The 15,153-nt window shown below is 73.5% G+C and carries 18 protein-coding genes; 14 read left to right on the top strand and 4 right to left on the bottom strand.

Translation table 11 applies throughout. The features are described from left to right. Positions 1–104: 104 nt before the first annotated feature. Positions 105–992 carry a hypothetical protein gene (locus tag ABEA42_RS08715; protein WP_345502538.1) on the bottom strand — a complete coding sequence of 296 codons (888 nt, stop codon included), beginning with the start codon at positions 990–992 and terminating at the stop codon, positions 105–107. A gap of 2 nt (positions 993–994) precedes the next feature. Further along, positions 995–1,927 carry a 2,3,4,5-tetrahydropyridine-2,6-dicarboxylate N-succinyltransferase gene (gene dapD / locus ABEA42_RS08710; RefSeq protein WP_345502537.1) on the bottom strand — a complete coding sequence of 311 codons (933 nt, stop codon included), beginning with the start codon at positions 1,925–1,927 and terminating at the stop codon, positions 995–997. Between the two features lie 56 nt (positions 1,928–1,983). On the opposite strand from dapD, the gene dapE reads away from it, so the two are divergent. The 8 genes from dapE to ABEA42_RS08670 all read left to right on the top strand — a co-directional run bounded on the left by dapE (position 1,984) and on the right by ABEA42_RS08670 (position 8,108). Beyond that, positions 1,984–3,072 carry a succinyl-diaminopimelate desuccinylase gene (gene dapE, locus ABEA42_RS08705; protein ID WP_345502535.1) on the top strand — a complete coding sequence of 363 codons (1,089 nt, stop codon included), beginning with the start codon at positions 1,984–1,986 and terminating at the stop codon, positions 3,070–3,072. Positions 3,073–3,184: 112 nt separating this feature from the next. Next, a complete protein-coding gene (locus ABEA42_RS08700; protein WP_345502630.1) occupies positions 3,185–3,898 on the top strand; it encodes an LOG family protein in 714 nt (237 codons plus the stop codon). A 49-nt stretch (positions 3,899–3,947) separates the two neighbouring features. Then, positions 3,948–4,202: a hypothetical protein gene (locus ABEA42_RS08695; protein ID WP_345502534.1), complete on the top strand. Its 255-nt coding sequence runs from the start codon at positions 3,948–3,950 to the stop codon at positions 4,200–4,202. Positions 4,203–4,240: 38 nt separating this feature from the next. Continuing rightward, positions 4,241–4,513, top strand: a complete 273-nt coding sequence (locus ABEA42_RS08690; protein WP_345502533.1) for a DivIVA domain-containing protein — start codon at positions 4,241–4,243, stop codon at positions 4,511–4,513. A 4-nt stretch (positions 4,514–4,517) separates the two neighbouring features. Beyond that, on the top strand, positions 4,518–4,982 hold the full coding sequence (locus tag ABEA42_RS08685; RefSeq protein ID WP_345502532.1) for an SRPBCC family protein: 465 nt from the start codon (positions 4,518–4,520) through the stop codon (positions 4,980–4,982). Continuing rightward, a complete protein-coding gene (locus ABEA42_RS08680) occupies positions 4,979–5,626 on the top strand; it encodes a DNA-3-methyladenine glycosylase I (protein ID WP_345502530.1) in 648 nt (215 codons plus the stop codon). Before ABEA42_RS08685 ends, ABEA42_RS08680 begins: the two co-directional genes overlap by 4 nt. Further along, complete coding sequence (locus tag ABEA42_RS08675; RefSeq protein WP_345502529.1) at positions 5,623–6,816, top strand: hypothetical protein; 1,194 nt, start codon at positions 5,623–5,625, stop codon at positions 6,814–6,816. Before ABEA42_RS08680 ends, ABEA42_RS08675 begins: the two co-directional genes overlap by 4 nt. Next, entirely contained in the window at positions 6,813–8,108 is a 1,296-nt protein-coding gene (locus ABEA42_RS08670; RefSeq protein WP_345502528.1) for a hypothetical protein, read from the top strand. Before ABEA42_RS08675 ends, ABEA42_RS08670 begins: the two co-directional genes overlap by 4 nt. 10 nt (positions 8,109–8,118) lie before the next feature. Here the strand turns inward: ABEA42_RS08670 and ABEA42_RS08665 are convergent, their stop codons facing one another. Beyond that, positions 8,119–8,952: an enoyl-CoA hydratase/isomerase family protein gene (locus ABEA42_RS08665; RefSeq protein WP_345502526.1), complete on the bottom strand. Its 834-nt coding sequence runs from the start codon at positions 8,950–8,952 to the stop codon at positions 8,119–8,121. Positions 8,953–9,117: 165 nt separating this feature from the next. On the opposite strand from ABEA42_RS08665, the gene ABEA42_RS08660 reads away from it, so the two are divergent. The 3 genes from ABEA42_RS08660 to ABEA42_RS08650 all read left to right on the top strand — a co-directional run bounded on the left by ABEA42_RS08660 (position 9,118) and on the right by ABEA42_RS08650 (position 11,279). Next, positions 9,118–9,291 (top strand): DUF3117 domain-containing protein, encoded by a 174-nt coding sequence (locus ABEA42_RS08660; protein ID WP_082590346.1) that lies wholly within the window; start codon positions 9,118–9,120, stop codon positions 9,289–9,291. A 114-nt stretch (positions 9,292–9,405) separates the two neighbouring features. Continuing rightward, on the top strand, positions 9,406–10,926 hold the full coding sequence (locus tag ABEA42_RS08655; RefSeq protein WP_345502525.1) for a leucyl aminopeptidase family protein: 1,521 nt from the start codon (positions 9,406–9,408) through the stop codon (positions 10,924–10,926). Continuing rightward, the gene (locus ABEA42_RS08650; protein WP_345502523.1) at positions 10,923–11,279 is read left to right on the top strand and encodes a hypothetical protein; all 357 of its coding nucleotides are present in this window, start codon (positions 10,923–10,925) and stop codon (positions 11,277–11,279) included. Before ABEA42_RS08655 ends, ABEA42_RS08650 begins: the two co-directional genes overlap by 4 nt. A gap of 32 nt (positions 11,280–11,311) precedes the next feature. Here ABEA42_RS08650 and ABEA42_RS08645 read toward each other — a convergent pair whose 3' ends face one another. Beyond that, complete coding sequence (locus ABEA42_RS08645; protein WP_056883380.1) at positions 11,312–11,944, bottom strand: O-methyltransferase; 633 nt, start codon at positions 11,942–11,944, stop codon at positions 11,312–11,314. Positions 11,945–12,093: 149 nt separating this feature from the next. Between ABEA42_RS08645 and sigE the strand changes: the two genes are divergently transcribed. The 3 genes from sigE to ABEA42_RS08630 are packed head-to-tail and all read left to right on the top strand — an operon-like array spanning position 12,094 to position 15,142. Beyond that, a complete protein-coding gene (gene sigE / locus ABEA42_RS08640; protein WP_425572020.1) occupies positions 12,094–12,765 on the top strand; it encodes an RNA polymerase sigma factor SigE in 672 nt (223 codons plus the stop codon). Continuing rightward, positions 12,762–13,394 (top strand): anti-sigma factor, encoded by a 633-nt coding sequence (locus ABEA42_RS08635; protein ID WP_345502520.1) that lies wholly within the window; start codon positions 12,762–12,764, stop codon positions 13,392–13,394. Before sigE ends, ABEA42_RS08635 begins: the two co-directional genes overlap by 4 nt. Further along, the gene (locus tag ABEA42_RS08630; protein ID WP_345502518.1) at positions 13,391–15,142 is read left to right on the top strand and encodes a trypsin-like peptidase domain-containing protein; all 1,752 of its coding nucleotides are present in this window, start codon (positions 13,391–13,393) and stop codon (positions 15,140–15,142) included. The genes ABEA42_RS08635 and ABEA42_RS08630 overlap by 4 nt, the downstream gene beginning before the upstream one ends. Positions 15,143–15,153 lie beyond the last annotated feature (11 nt).

The raw sequence follows: 15,153 nt of genomic DNA, 5'->3' as shown, positions 1-15,153 counted from the left end.
ACCCCGCGAGGCCCGGTTCCCGACGGAACCGGGCCTCGCGCCGTACCCGGCCACGTCAGGTGTGCGCGCGCCGATGCTGCGGCAGACAGGGTGGAGCGAGTGGGTCAGCCGGCGGGGGCGAAGGTGACGGTCACGGTGGTGGCCGACCCGCCCTTGGCCCTGGTCCAGGTCCAGCCCTCGGGGTCCCGCGTACGAGTCCACTCCCTGCTGCCCACGCGCACCCTGGTGACGCCGTACTGCGAGGCCTTCGCGACGGCGTACGCACCGGCCGTCCATGCACCACGCTCGCTGCCGGCGCGCACGGTCAGGGTGCGGCCGCTGACCGTGGCCTTGGCGCCGAGCTCCTTGCCCATTGCGTCGCGCAGCGCGGTCGGCGTCCCCTGAGCGGCCTGGTCCAGGCGGCAGCCGAGTCCGCCGGGGGAGTGGCCGCTGAGCGCGGAGGCCAGGATGCGGCCCTCCTGCTCGTGGTCGGCGTAGGCCTCGGGGTAGGCCGAGCGCTGCACCTTCTGCGCGATCTCGGTGATCCGCATCTGCTCGTAGCCGTCGATCTTGACCAGCGCGTCGTAGAACCTGTTGGTCGCGTAGACCGGGTCGAGGATCTGCTTCTCCGTGCCCCAGCCCTGGCTCGGCCGCTGCTGGAAGAGCCCGACCGAGTCACGGTCGCCGTAGGTGAGGTTGCGCAGCTTGGACTCCTGGATCGCCGTGGCGATGGCGATGGTGCCCGCCCGCGCCGGCAGCCCGCGCTTCTCGGCGATGGCCACCATGGTGGCCGCGTACCCCGTCTGGCTGGGGTCGAAGTCCACGCTCGTGCCCAGCGCGGTGGCCTGGCAGCGGGGGCCGCCGAGGTTGTGCATGACGCCCCGCACGCCGACCCAGCCGGCGAACACGATCCCTGCCGCGAAGAGCAGCAGCACGAGGCGGGTGACCAGGCGTCTGCGCCTCGACGGGGTCGACTGCTCGGCGAGGACCACCCCCCGCCTGGTGCGTGCCACGGCTAGTCGTTGGCGTGGAGCGCCGAGTTGAGGACGATGCCGTGGCCGTCGCGGGCCCTGGCCTCGACCGTGCCGGTCACCGAGTTGCGGATGAAGAGCAGGTTGTCCTGGCCGGAGAGCTCACGGGCCTTGACCACCCGGCCGTCGGCGAGGGTGACCTTGGTGCCGGCGGTGAGGTAGAGCCCCGCCTCGACGACGCAGTCGTCCCCGAGGGCGATGCCGAGGCCCGACTCGGCGCCGAGGAGGCAGCGCTCGCCGACGCGCACGCGCTCGGTGCCGCCACCGGACAGGGTGCCCATGGTGGACGCGCCGCCGCCGATGTCGGACCCGTCGCCGACGACGACACCTTGGGAGATGCGGCCCTCGACCATCGAGCTGCCGAGGGTGCCGGCGTTGTAGTTGACGAAGCCCTCGTGCATGACCGTGGTGCCGGGGGCGAGGTGGGCGCCGAGCCGGACGCGGTCGGCGTCGGCGATGCGCACGCCCGCGGGCACGACGTAGTCGACCATCCGCGGGAACTTGTCGATACCGAACACGTTGACCGGCCCTCGCGCACGCATCCGTGCCCGGGTCAGCTCGAAGCCCTCGACGGCACAGGGACCCTGGGTGGTCCAGACGACGTTGGCGAGGACCCCGAAGACACCCTCGAGGTTGACCGTGTTGGGCTCGACCAGGCAGTGCGACAACAGGTGCAGGCGCAGGTAGGCGTCGCTGGCGCCAGCCGGGGCGGCGTCGAGGTCGACCTCGACGTCCACGAGCTCACGACGGACCCGGCGCACCTCGTCGTGACCCACCAGGGCCTCGAGCTCGGCCGGGGCGGTGGCGCCGTCGGGCCGGGGGCCGAGGGCCGGCTGCGGGAACCACGTGTCGAGCACGGCCCCGTCGTCGGTCGTCGTCGCCAGTCCGAAACCCCACGCGCTGCGCCCACTGCTCATGGCGACCAGCCTAGGGGAGCCGGGGCTGGGATCCGGACGCTGGATAGGCTCCCGGCATGGCGAACCACCTCGACGACCCCGCCCCCCTGGACCTGTCCGCCGACGTCGTCACCCTGACCGCGGCCCTGTGCGACATCGAGTCCGTCAGCCGCGACGAGCAGCGCGTCTGCGACGCCATCGAGGCCGCACTCGCGCCCCTCGAGCACCTCACGGTCACCCGCGTCGGCAACTCGCTCGTCGCGCGCACCGAGCTCGGCCGTGACGAGCGCGTCGTCCTCGCCGGGCACATCGACACGGTGCCGCTGACGGTCGACCCGTCCAACCTGCCGACACGGCGCGAGGGCGACGACCTGTGGGGCCGCGGCACGGTCGACATGAAGGGCGGTGTCGCCGTCCAGCTGAAGGCGGCACTCGTCGCCGAGCCGAGCCGTGACCTGACCTTCGTCTTCTACGAGGGGGAGGAGATCGACAGCGAGTTCAACGGCCTGCTCCACATCCAGCAGCAGCGGCCCGAGCTCATCGAGGACGCCGACTTCGCCGTCCTCCTCGAGCCCACGGCCAGCCAGGTCGAGGGAGGCTGCAAGGGGACGCTGCGCGCCGAGGTCGTCACCAAGGGCATCGCCGCGCACAGTGCCCGACCGTGGAACGGCCACAACGCCATCCACGACGCGGCAGAGGTCCTGGCGCGGCTCGCGGAGTACCAGCCGGAGACGGTGCTGGTCGACGGGCTGGAGTACCACGAGGCCATGAACGCCGTGGGCATCGCCGGGGGGATCGCGGGCAACGTCATCCCCGACCGGTGCGTCGTCACGGTCAACTACCGCTACGCACCCGACAAGTCGCAGGACGACGCGGCGGCCGTGGTCAACCACCTCTTCAGCGGGTTCGTCGTCACCATCAAGGACAACGCCCCCGGCGCCCGCCCGGGCCTGGAGCTGCCCGCCGCCAAGGCCTTCGTGGAGGCGCTGGGCCTGCCGGTCATCGCCAAGGAGGGGTGGACCGACGTGGCCCGCTTCTCCGCGATGGACATCGCCGCCGTGAACTTCGGCCCGGGCGACCCCAACCTCGCCCACCACGACGACGAGCGGTGCCCGGTGTCGCAGCTGGAGTCCGCGGAGGCGGCCCTGCTGCGGTGGCTCGCGTAGGTTGGCGCGCGTGAGCGACGAGCCCGAGCAGACCCGTACCGCAGGCGCGACCGAGCAGGCTGAGCCGGCCGCCAGGTCGCACGACTTCGACTACCACACCGGGCCGGTCACCCTGCGGGGCTCGCGGGTCCCGGCCAGCACGACCGACCAGCGGCTGCTGGACAGCCGCGGCTCGACGGAGTGGCTGCACACCGACCCGTGGCGCGTGATGCGCATCCAGAGCGAGTTCGTCGAGGGCTTCGGCGCCCTTGCCGAGCTCGGGCCCGCGGTGAGCGTGTTCGGGTCGGCGCGTACCGAGCCCGGCACGCCGTTCTACGAGCTCGGCACCGAGGTGGGGCGCGCCCTGGTCGACGCCGGGTACGCCGTGATCACCGGTGGCGGCCCGGGCGCCATGGAGGCGGCGAACCGCGGGGCGATCGAGGCCGGTGGCGCGTCGGTCGGGCTCGGTATCGAGCTGCCCTTCGAGCAGGGCCTCAACGAGCACGTCAACCTCGGGGTCAACTTCCGCTACTTCTTCGCCCGCAAGACGATGTTCGTCAAGTACGCCCGCGGGTTCATCGTGCTGCCGGGCGGGTTCGGGACCCTGGACGAGCTGTTCGAGGCCGTCACCCTCGTGCAGACGCGCAAGGTGACGTCGTTCCCGATCGTGCTCATGGGCACCGACTACTGGGGTGGGCTGTTCGACTGGCTGCGCGGGGCGGTCCTCGAGGCCGGGACCGTGAGCGCCAGGGACATCGACCTGCTCCACCTGACCGACGACGTCGACGAGGCGGTCCGCATCGTCGTCCGCGCCGACGAGGAGGTCACCGCCCGCCCTCCGGAGTGAGCCGAGTGGGCCATGGACGACGGGCCCGGTCGTGGCCGATGATGGAGACGTGACCATCTCGCCCCTGCCGAGGCACGGTGACGTCGTCGTAGGACGCGACGTCGCCGGCCGCACGCTGCGGGTCTCGGGCCACCCCGAGTCAGGGCGGGTGGTGCTGTCGATCTGGCAGGACGGGGTGTGCCGCGCCACCGTGCGCCTGCTGCCCGAGGACGTGCCTGCCGTGGTCGAGATGCTGGCCCGCAGCGCCGTGGCCCACGCCGACTCCTCGGGGGACCAGGTTCTCGGGCTCGACACCGCGGGCTGAATAGGACGTCCCGAGGAACTCGTGCAACGATCACCTGCGTGATCTGGGTCCTGTTCATCGCCGTCGCCGTCCTGCTGGTGGGGGGCTTTGCCGCGCTCGTGACCGGCCGGCTGCACTACGACCCCCTCGCCGAGGCCACCACGACGCAGAGCGAACCGCACCTGTCCGACGGCTTCGCCGCGGACGAGATCTCCTCGCTGCGCTTCGACACGGCGCTGCGCGGCTACCGCATGGACCAGGTCGACGCGGTCCTCGACCGGCTGCAGGAACGCATCGCCGAGCTGGAGAGCGGCAGCGACACGCTGCGCTGAGACCATGGCCACCCTCCACCTGACCCGCGAGACCTCCGCGACCCCCGCGCAGGTGTGGGACGTCGTCGCCGCCTTCGACGGGTACGGCGCGTGGATGCCGATGACACGGATGGTCACCGACGACGGCCCTCCCCGCGTCGGCTGGGGCTTCGCGGGGCTCACGGGGCTCGGGCGGCTGGCGTTCTCGGACTCGATGCTCGTCACCCGCTGGGACCCGCCCGCTCGGTCGGGCGCCGGGGTGTTCCGCGTCGTGAAGACGGGCCGCCTGCTCGGGGGCTGGGCGGAGGTCACGGTCTCGCCGCGGCCCGACGGTGGCTCGCGGCTCGACTGGGTGGAGGACGTCGTGGTGCGGCCGCTGCCGTTCAAGCGCCTCTTCGAGCCCCTGCTCGACCGCGCCAGCGCCTGGCTCTACGGCCGCGCGGTGGACGCCATGCTCGCGCGGGCGGCCTGCGGCCGGACCCGGTCGTGACGGGCCTCGTCACCGGGGCCGACGGGATCACCCGGTGCGCCTGGGCCGGCACGACGCCCGACTACGCCGTCTACCACGACACCGAGTGGGGCGTGCCCGTCCACGGCGAGCAGGCGCTGTACGAGCGGCTCACCCTGGAGGCGTTCCAGTCGGGGCTGTCGTGGCTCACCATCCTGCGCAAGCGCGAGGCCTTCCGCGCCGCGTTCGCCGGCTTCGACGCCGAGGTGGTGGCCCGCTTCGGTGACGAGGACCGCGAGCGGTTGATGGCCGACGCGGGCATCGTGCGCAACCGCCTCAAGGTCGACGCTGCCATCCGCAACGCCGGGGCGGTCCTCGCCCTGCGCGAGCGCGGTGGCCTCGACGCCTTCATCTGGTCGCACGCCCCGGTCGAGCACAGGCAGCCACGCTCGGTCGAGGACCTGCGCGCCACGTCCCCGGAGAGCATCGCGCTCGCCAAGGGCCTCAAGAAGGCCGGCTTCGTCTTCGTGGGACCGACCACCATGTATGCCGCCATGCAGGCGTGCGGCCTCGTCGACGACCACCTGGCCGGGTGCCACCGCGCGACGCACGGCGTCCAGCCGGCGGCCGCAGGCGGGCCGGGCAGCAGCCGGGGCGTGACCGGGTCGGTGGGCGAGCGGCCATGATGCGCACCCTCACCGCGAGGGTGGCCGTCACCTACCTGGGCCTGCGGGCGGTGTCGGCGCTGCTGCTCCTGCTCGCCAGCCGCGACCAGGTCGTCATGCCGGACTGGACCGGTCCGAGTGTCGAGTTCATCGACATGACCGTGCTGTGGGACGGCAGCTGGTACCGCGAGGTCGCCCTGCACGGCTACCCCACGCACCTGCCCATCGACCCCGGCAGCGGGCACGTGGCGCAGAACGCCTGGGCGTTCTACCCGCTGTTCCCCCTGCTGTCGCGGGTGCTCATGGGCGTCACCGGCCTCGGCTTCCCGGCCGTGGCCTCGACGCTGGCCCTGCTCTGCGGGCTGGGCGCCGCCGTGATCATGGCGCGGCTGCTCGCCGACCGGGTCGGCCCGGCCGTAGCCCTCGGCTCCGTCGCCGTGTGGGCGGCGTTCCCCGCCTCGGTCTCGCTGCAGCTCGCCTACACCGAGTCGATGGCCATGCTCGTGCTCTGCGGCCTGCTGTGGGCGGTGGTGCGCCGCAGCTGGGGGGTCGCCGCCGGGCTGGCCCTGGTGCTCGGGCTGACCCGGCCCATCGCCGTGCCCGTCGTGGCGGTGGTCGCGGTCGCGGCGTGGCTGCGGTGGCGCTCGCGCGAGCGCGAGCCCGTGAGCCGGGGGGAGTACCTCGCCATCGCCACGGCCCTGGCGTCGTCGTGCGTCGCCGCCGTGCTGTGGCCGCTGGTCGCCTGGTACGTCACGGGGTCGCGCACCGCGTACACCGACACCATGGCGTCCTGGCGGGTGGGCGGCAGGATCGAGCCGCTGAAGCCCTGGCTCGGGATGTCGCAGTGGGCGTTCCGGGACTTCGACGGGGCGGCGGTCTTCGGACCCGTCGGGCTCGCCGCCCTCGCGACGACCATCGTCGTGCTCACCTGCGGCCCGTGGGCCACCCGCCTCGGGCCGGAGCTGCGCACGTGGTGCCTGGCCTACCCCGCCTACCTCGCGGTCGTCCTCGACCCCTTCACGAGCATCTTCCGCTACGCCCTGCCGCTGTTCCCGCTCGTCGCGGTCGTCCTGGGCGGGGGATGGCTCACCCGGACGGCCCGCTGGCTGTGGGTGCGGGTCGGTGTGCTGGTGGCGCTCGGCGTCGTGGGGCAGGCGGCCTGGATCTGGAAGCTCCTCGTCTACCACCCCCCGTCGGACTACCCGCCGTGACCGCCCCTGCCGTCCTGAAGCGCGGGCGCAGCCTGCCGTCGCTGCTCACGTCCCGAGGACGCAGCGCTGCCGCCGGGTGGGCCCTGCGCCGACCCGTCCTCGCCCTCGTCCTCTGGTACGCCGTGACCCGGGTCCTCGTGTTCGTCGCCATGTGGGTCGCGGCGACGTGGTTCCAGACGCCGGCCGGGGTCGGTCACCTGCACCCCACGGTCGGCGACATCCTGGAGAGCTGGGACAGCGTCTGGTACCGGCGCATCGCCGTCGGCGGCTACCCCGTGCCCCTGCCGGCCGACCCCGAGACGGGCCTGCTCACCTACAGCGCCTGGGCCTTCTACCCGGCCTTCCCGATGCTCGTGCGCGTCATCATGCTCACCGGCCTGCCGTTCGGCGTGGCCGCGGTCGGGCTCAACCTCGTGCTCGGCGCCGCCTGCACCGTGCTGGTCTGGAAGTGCTTCAACTTCGCCCTCCACGCGGCGCCTCAGCCCGCCCGTGAGCGCCTGGCCCTCGTGGCCGGGCTGCTGTGGTGCCTCTACCCGGCCACGGCCATCCTCGTCATGCCCTACACCGAGGCGCTGGCCGGCGCCCTGATCGCGCTCTCGCTGCTGCTGCTCATGCGACGCAGCTACGCCCTCGTGGCGGTCGTGACCATCGCGCTCGGGTTCACCCGGGCCGCGGCGCCGGCCATCGCCTGCGCGGCGATCGCGCACCTGGTGCTGCGCTGGCGCGAGGACCGTGCGGCGGGCACCCGGCCGCTCGGGGGGCAGCGTGCCTCGGCCGCGGCGATGCTGGTGGCCACGGCGGCCTCGTCCGTCGCGTGGCCGGTCGCGGTGGGCATCGCGAGCGGCCTGCCCATGGCGTTCTTCGACGTCCAGGCAGCCTGGGGGCAGAAGCCCGAGTCGGGGCCGTTCGTGCTGTGGCTCGCCTGGGCGTGGGACGCCCACGGAGTCGTCGGCGTCGTCATCCTCGTGGGGCTCGTCGCGACCTACATCGCCCTCATCCTCGGGCGCCACGGACGGTGGCTCGCGATCGAGCTGCGGGTGTGGGCTCTGGCCTACCCCCTCTACCTGCTGGCCGTGGTGCGCCCGATCACGAGCATGTGGCGGTTCCTGCTGCTGGACTTCCCGATCGCCGCGCTCGTCGCCTCGGTGGCGATGCGCACGTCGACGGGCGCGTCGGTGGTGCCGCACTGGCGTCGCCGGGTCGGGCTGGTCGCCGTGGTGCTCGTCGCGGGCCAGCTGTGGTTCACCTGCACCCTGCTCACCTACGTCCCCTGGGCCGCCACCCCGCCCTGACGGGCCAGCGTCAGCTCCCGGTGAAGGTCGGCTTCTCCTTGGCGAGGAACGCCGCGACCGCCGCCCGGTGGTCCGCGCTGGCACCGGTCCGGGCCATGTACTCCGCCTCCTGCGCGAGCGAGGCGGTGAGGTCGTGCCCGGCGCTGAACGCGACGGCACGGCGGATGGAGCCGTAGGCGAGGGTCGGTCCCGCGGCCAGCGTCTGCGTGAGCTCGGCGACCGCCGCGTCGAGGTCCTTTGCCGGCACGACCCGGGTCACCAGGCCGAGCGCCAGGCACTCCTCGGCGGGGACGGTGCGGGGGAGCAGCAGCAGCTCCTTGGCGCGGGCGGGCCCGACGAGCCTCTGCAGGGTCCACGAGGAGCCCGAGTCGCATGACAGCGCGATCCCGGCGAAGGCGAGGTTGAACCCGGCCGTGTCGACCATGACCCTGAAGTCCGCCGCCATCGCGAACGCCGCGCCGGCTCCCGCCGCGACCCCGTTGACCGCCGCGACGACGGGCTTGTCCATCGTGGTGAGGAGCTCGACGATCGGGTTGTAGTGCTCGGGCACGGTCCGCCACAGCGACTCGTCACCGGCCTGCTGGAGGCGGATGTGCTCGCGCAGGTCCTGCCCGACGCAGAAGGCACGCCCGGTGCCGGTGAGGACCACGCAGCGCACGCCGTCGTCGTGGGCGACGTCACGCAGGGCGTCCAGGAGGGCCTGCTTGGTGGGGGTGTCGAGGGAGTTCATCGCCTCCGGGCGGTTGAGGCGGACCGTGGCGACCGCGCCCGTGCGCTCGACCACCACGGGGGCCTGGACGGTCGACGGTTCGGTGGGCTGCGACGGGGAGGGGGTCTGCGTCATGGCGCCATCATGCCCTGCCGCAGGTCAGCGGCCCGGGGTGGATTTCGCCTGCGGGCCCCTTCACGGGATAATGGAGCAAATCTGGCACGCAAGGGGCGGAACTCAAGCACTGGCGTGGACCCGCGTGCCCAGCAGCCGACCACGCCAAACGGAAGGGACAGACCCATGGCGGCGATGAAGCCGAGGACTGGCGACGGCCCGCTCGAGGTGACCAAGGAAGGTCGCGGCATCGTGCTGCGCATGCCCCTCGAGGGTGGCGGTCGTCTCGTGGTCGAGATGACGCCGGACGAGGTCCGTGCGCTGGGCGACGCCATCGACAACTGCGAGGGCCTCAAGTAGGGCTGCCCCCCACCCTTTCGAGGACCCCCTCCGGCTGCTGCCGGAGGGGGTCCTCGCATGTCCCGGCGACCCGGTCCGTACCCCGTGCCGGCAGGGGTCGGTAGGGTCGCCACCGTGCCCACCCCGCAGCTGACCGACCCCGCCACCAGCAGGTGGTCCGTGCTCGCCACCTCCCTCGGCGACGTGCTGGCCGACCTCGACCCGACCGACCTGCTGCTCGCGGTCCCCGTGCCGGCCGAGGGCCTGGCCGGCCACCAGGAGGCCGCCGCCGCGCTCGCCCTGGTGGGGCTGGACGCCGGGGACGTGGCCGCCGCCCACGAGCCCTCGTCCGAGGCCGGGGCCACGACGCGCCTCCCGCTGGTCCCCGGTGAGCGTGCCGCGCGCACCGTGCTGCTGGTCGGCGTCGGCGCGGGGACGCCGGCCGATCTGCGCACGGCGGGGGCAGCGCTCGGCCGCGCGGGTCGCGGACGGGCCGACCTGGTCATGGCCGCAGGCGCCCTCGCGCCCGACGCCGCAGCCGCGCTCGCGGAGGGCATCGCCCTCGGTGGCTACACCTCGCCGCGCTGGCTGTCCGAGGGCGCCACCCCCTCCAAGGCCCCCGCGACCGCGGTGACCCTGGTCGGCAGCGTCGACGAGCCGGCAGTCCGCCGGGCGGTGGCCCGGGCCCGGGCGACGATGCTGGCGCGCAACCTCGCGGTGGTCCCGTCCAACACCAAGAACCCCGGGTGGATGGCCGCCCAGGCGCGCACCATCGGCCGCCGGACCGGCCTCGACGTCAGGGTCTGGTCCGACCGCGACCTGCGTGCCGAGGGCTTCGGGGGCCTGCTCGCCGTCGGCGCGGGCTCGGTCACGCCGCCACGCCTCGTCCAGCTCTCCTACAGCCCCCGGGGCGCGACGTCCGCGACGCCCCAGGTGGTGCTCGTCGGCAAGGGCATCACCTTCGACACCGGTGGCCTCGACATCAAGCCGGCCGAGGGCATGCTGGCGATGAAGACCGACATGTCCGGCTCCGCCGTCGTGCTCGCGGTCCTCGCGGCCTGCCGTGACCTCGAGGTGCCGGTCCGGGTGACCGGGCTCCTCGCGCTCGCCGAGAACGCCGTCGGCGGCGCCTCCTACCGCCCCTCGGACGTGGTCACGATGTACGGCGGGCGCACCGTCGAGATCGGCAACACCGACGCCGAGGGCCGGATGGTGATGGCCGACGCGCTGGCGTACGCCGACGCCCACCTCGACCCCGACGTGCTCCTCGACATCGCCACCCTCACCGGCGCCGCGCGCGTGGCGCTCGGCCGCACCATGGCGCCGGTGTACGCCACCGACGACGCCCTGGGGGAGGCCCTCGTGGCCGCCGGACGGGCCACGGGCGAGCTGCTCTGGCCGTTCCCGCTGGTCGAGGACTACCGGCCCTCGCTGGACAGCCCCGTCGCCGACGTCAACCACATCGCGGGCACTCCCGTCGGCGCCGGCTCGATCACGGCAGCATTGTTCCTGCGCGAGTTCGTGGGCGAGCGTCGCTGGGCGCACCTCGACATCGCCGGGGTGGGGCGCTCCGACGTCGACCGCGGGCTCCTGACCAAGGGCGGGACGGGCTTCGGTGCCCGACTGCTCCTCACCTGGCTGGAGGAGATGGCATGAACGCGGGATACGGGTTGTCGGTGCGCTGGTCGCTGGAGGACGCACCCTCGGACGTGGCGACGTCGCTGCGTGACTACGTCGTGGGCACGTCGATGGCGAAGTTCATGTTCCTCGACGGGCTCGCCTTCAAGACCTGGCGCATGGTCGAGGGCCAGTGGTTCGAGGGCACCTACGTCTTCGACCAGCAGGTCTACCGCGACGACTTCCTCGAGGAGTTCGCGCGGTCGGCGGCCGAGTCGGCGGGGAGCTCGATCATCGGGTCGGCCCCGATCCTCATGGAGCCGTTCGAGGTCGTCGCGATCGCCGAGGGGCCGGAGCGGTTCCGGCGGGGTCCCGGTCCGGGCACCGCCTGAGGGGTCAGCGCTTGGGGGTCAACGCCTGACGGTCAGCGCTTGACGGCGGCGAGCACGCCGTCACCGACGGGCAGCAGAGCCGGCACGAGGCGCTCGTCGTCACGCAGCTTCTTGCCCAGGTCGCGCAGCACCGTGGTCTGCGGGTCCCGCGACGCGGGGTCGGCGACCTTGTCGTGCCACAGCATGTTGTCGAGGACGAGGACGCCGCCGGAGCGCAGGAGCCTGATGGCGTGCTCGACGTACTGCGGGTACTCGGCCTTGTCGCCGTCGACGACGACCATGTCGTAGGCGCCGTCGGTCATGCGGGGGAGCACGTCGAGCGCACGGCCGGTGATGACCCGGGTGCGCTGGTGGGCGATGCCGGCCTCGGCGTAGGCCTTCTTCGCCACGCCCTGGTGCTCGGCCTCGACGTCGATGGTGGTGAGGATGCCGTCCTCCGGCATCCCCTGGAGCATCCAGAGGCCGGACGTCCCCGCGCCGGTGCCGATCTCGACGACCGAGCGGGCCTTGGCGGCGGCCGCGAGCAGCCGCAGCAGCACACCGGCGCCGTTGCCGACGGGGGTCGCGCCGAGCTCCTCGCCGCGTCGGCGGGCGCCCTCGATCACCTCGTTCTCGGCGACGAACTCCTCGGCGTACGCCCAGCTGGCCGGCTTCTGTGCACTCATGCGGGAAACCCTACTGCCGCGGGCCCGTCCCACTGCGCCGCCGGCGTACAGGAAACGTACAGGTTGGTGGGGAACCATTCACCACGTTCGGTCGTCTGGACCGGATGCATGTGGTGAGCGCCGGCAGGCGCCCGACGGAGGTGAGGGACGTGACCGCGACCGACACGATCGGCCCGGCCCGAGAGGACGTCCACGGCGACGCCCAGGAGGCCCCCGCGTGGGTGCCCCCGACGTGGGAGGAGATCGTCGAGCAGCACTCGGCACGCGTCTACCGCCTCGCCTACCGGCTGACGGGCAACCCGCACGACGCCGAGGACCTCACCCACGACGTGTTCATCCGTGTCTTCCGCTCGCTGCACAGCTACCAGCCCGGCACCTTTGAGGGCTGGCTGCACCGCATCACGACCAACGTCTTCCTCGACAAGATGCGCCGCAAGCAGCGCATCCGCTTCGACGCCCTCTCCGACGAGAGCGCGGCGCGCCTGCCCACGCGCGAGGCCGGGCCCGAGGCGGCGTACGACGCGACGCACTTCGACGACGACGTCCAGCGGGCGCTCGACGCCCTGTCCCCGGACTTCCGCGCGGCCGTGGTGCTGTGCGACATCGAGGGTCTGTCCTACGAGGAGATCGCCGCCACCCTGGGCGTCAAGCTCGGTACGGTGCGCTCGCGCATCCACCGCGGCCGCGCTCAGCTGCGCGAGGCGCTCGCCCACCGCGACCCCTCGCTCGCGCGTCCCGAGCTCGACATCGACCGCACCCCGGCCCCGGCCCCCCGGCGCCGGCTGCCGGTCATCGGCCGAGCGGTGCCGGGGTCCCGGTGAGTCGGCTCGGGCTGTCCGGTGGCGGCCGCTGCCTCGGCGCCGACCTGACCGCCTACGCCGACCGCACGCTGGAGGCGGCCGCGCTGCTGCGCTGGGACCGCCACGTCGTCGCGTGCGCCTGCTGCCGCGCGGCTGTCGAGGACGAGCGACGGGTCCTCGCCGCCCTGCGTGCCCCGTCCGGCCCGTCCGTCCCGGGCGACCTGCGGGGCATGCTGCTCGCCATGGGCGCCGGGCTCCCGACGGCGTCCGGGGCGCCCGCGGAGGCACCCTTCCGCACCTCTGAGCGCCACGTCGTCCCACCCGTGCCCGTGGCACCCGTCCGCGTCGTGGACCGCGGGACCCCTGCCCTGCACCGCTCCGCCCGACGCGCCACGGTCTTCGCCGGGCTCGCCGCGGGGGCGACCGCGGCTGCGGCGTGGGGACTGGTGGTCACCGGCGGCAGCGTCGCGTCGCCGACCCCGCCCGTGACACCGGGCACCGTCGCGCCCGTCAGGCCCGTGGGCCCGGCGTTCGCCACGGCCGTCTTCACCGTCCCCGGGTTGGGGACGCGCTCGACACCCGGCCGCAGCACGCAGTCCGCCCCCGGCGTGGGCACCGCGCGGTTCGGTTCGGCACAATCGACCCCATGAGCGACGAGCGGCAGCCGGCCACCGACCTCCCAGGCCCCGAGCAGGGCGGTGCCCCCGAGGGGTCCGGGTCGCAGCAGCCGTCCGCCCCCCGCCAGGACGTGCAGTGGCACGAGGACCAGGGCGCGTCCCAGCCCTGGGACCCCTGGGCCCCGCCGACCGGCGGGCACGCTGCCCCCGAGCCGTCTGTCGAGCACACCCAGCAGGTCGTGCCGGAGCAGCCCGCCGACCACACCCAGCCTGTCGACCTGTCGCACACCCAGGAGCTCTCGGGTGGTGTCGCGGCGGGCACCCCGGACCACGGCGCTGCGTACCCGGGGACCCCCGCGCCCGGCACGCCCCACCCCGACGCTCCGGACGCGTGGGCCCACGAGCCGACCGGATGGCCGGGAGGCCAGCCGCCGACAGCCGGGCACGCCCAGCAGGCGCAGGCGGGGCACGGCCAGCCCGCGGGTGCTCCGTACACCGGCGCTCCCTACGCCGGAGCCCCGTACGCCGGCGCTGCAGCGGGCGCTGCCGCGGCACCGCAGGCAGGGTGGGACCCCATCACCTCCGGCCAGGCGGACGGCGGGTACGGCGGCGGCCACGCCCAGTGGACCGGTGAGCACCCGGTGCCCCCGACCGCACCCCAGCAGAAGGGACCCGGCTGGGGCGCCCTCGTGGCGGTCGCCGCCGTGGCGGCCCTCGTCGCAGCCACGCTCGGTGGCATGTTCGGCGGCTGGCTCGGTGCCACCGACCGGCTCGGCTTCGGCAGCCTCGACCGGACGCCCACGTCGATCCCGTCCGCCGGGGCGGGGGCGACCGCGCGGCCCGAGGGCTCCATCGCGAACATCGCGGCCAAGGCCCTGCCCAGCGTGGTGACCATCAAGGTCAAGGGAGCCGACGGCGCCGGCACCGGGTCGGGCTTCGTCCTCGACCACGACGGCCACATCATCACCAACAACCACGTGGTCGCCAGTGCGGCCGACGGCGGGACGATCAAGGTCGAGCTCTCCAACGGCACCGAGATCAACGCGACCATCGCCGGCCGCGACGGCTCCTACGACCTCGCCGTCCTCAAGACCTCGCGCACCGACCTGCAGCCCCTTGTCATGGGGTCGTCCAAGAACGTCGTGGTCGGTGACCAGGTCATCGCCGTCGGTGCACCACTGGGCCTGGAGTCCAGCGTCACCTCCGGCATCGTCAGCGCCCTCGACCGTCCCGTGAGCCCCGGCGGGGACGGTGACCAGCAGTCGTTCATCAACGCGATCCAGACCGACGCCGCGATCAACCCGGGCAACAGCGGAGGCCCGCTGCTGGACATGCAGGGCCACGTCATCGGCATCAACTCGGCGATCGCCCGCATCCCCGGGTCCACCGACACCCAGTCCGGCAACATCGGCGTGGGGTTCTCGATCCCCAGCGACCAGGTCGTCAAGACCGCCCAGCAGCTCATCAAGACCGGCAAGGCCCAGCACCCGGTGATCGGCGTGGTCCTCGACCGCCAGTACACCGGCGAGGGCGTCAAGATCCTCGACTCCGCGTCCGGCGGCAGCGGCAACCCGGTCACCCCGGACGGCCCCGCCGGCAAGGCGGGCATCAAGCCCGGCGACGTGATCGTGGAGTTCGACGGCAAGCCGGTCAACGACCCCGACGACCTCGTCGTCGCGATCCGCGCGAAGAGCGTCGGTGACAAGGTGTCGATGAAGGTGCGACGCGGGAGTGAGACGATCAGCGTGACGGTCACCCTGACCGGCACCTCGGGCAGCTAGGACGGAGCACA

Origin of the sequence: Pedococcus ginsenosidimutans, assembly GCF_039544395.1 — a bacterium.
Lineage (GTDB): Bacteria > Actinomycetota > Actinomycetes > Actinomycetales > Dermatophilaceae > Pedococcus > Pedococcus ginsenosidimutans.
The sequence above is the reverse complement of the archived record's forward strand: the minus strand, read 5'-3'. Positions and strand labels throughout refer to the sequence as shown.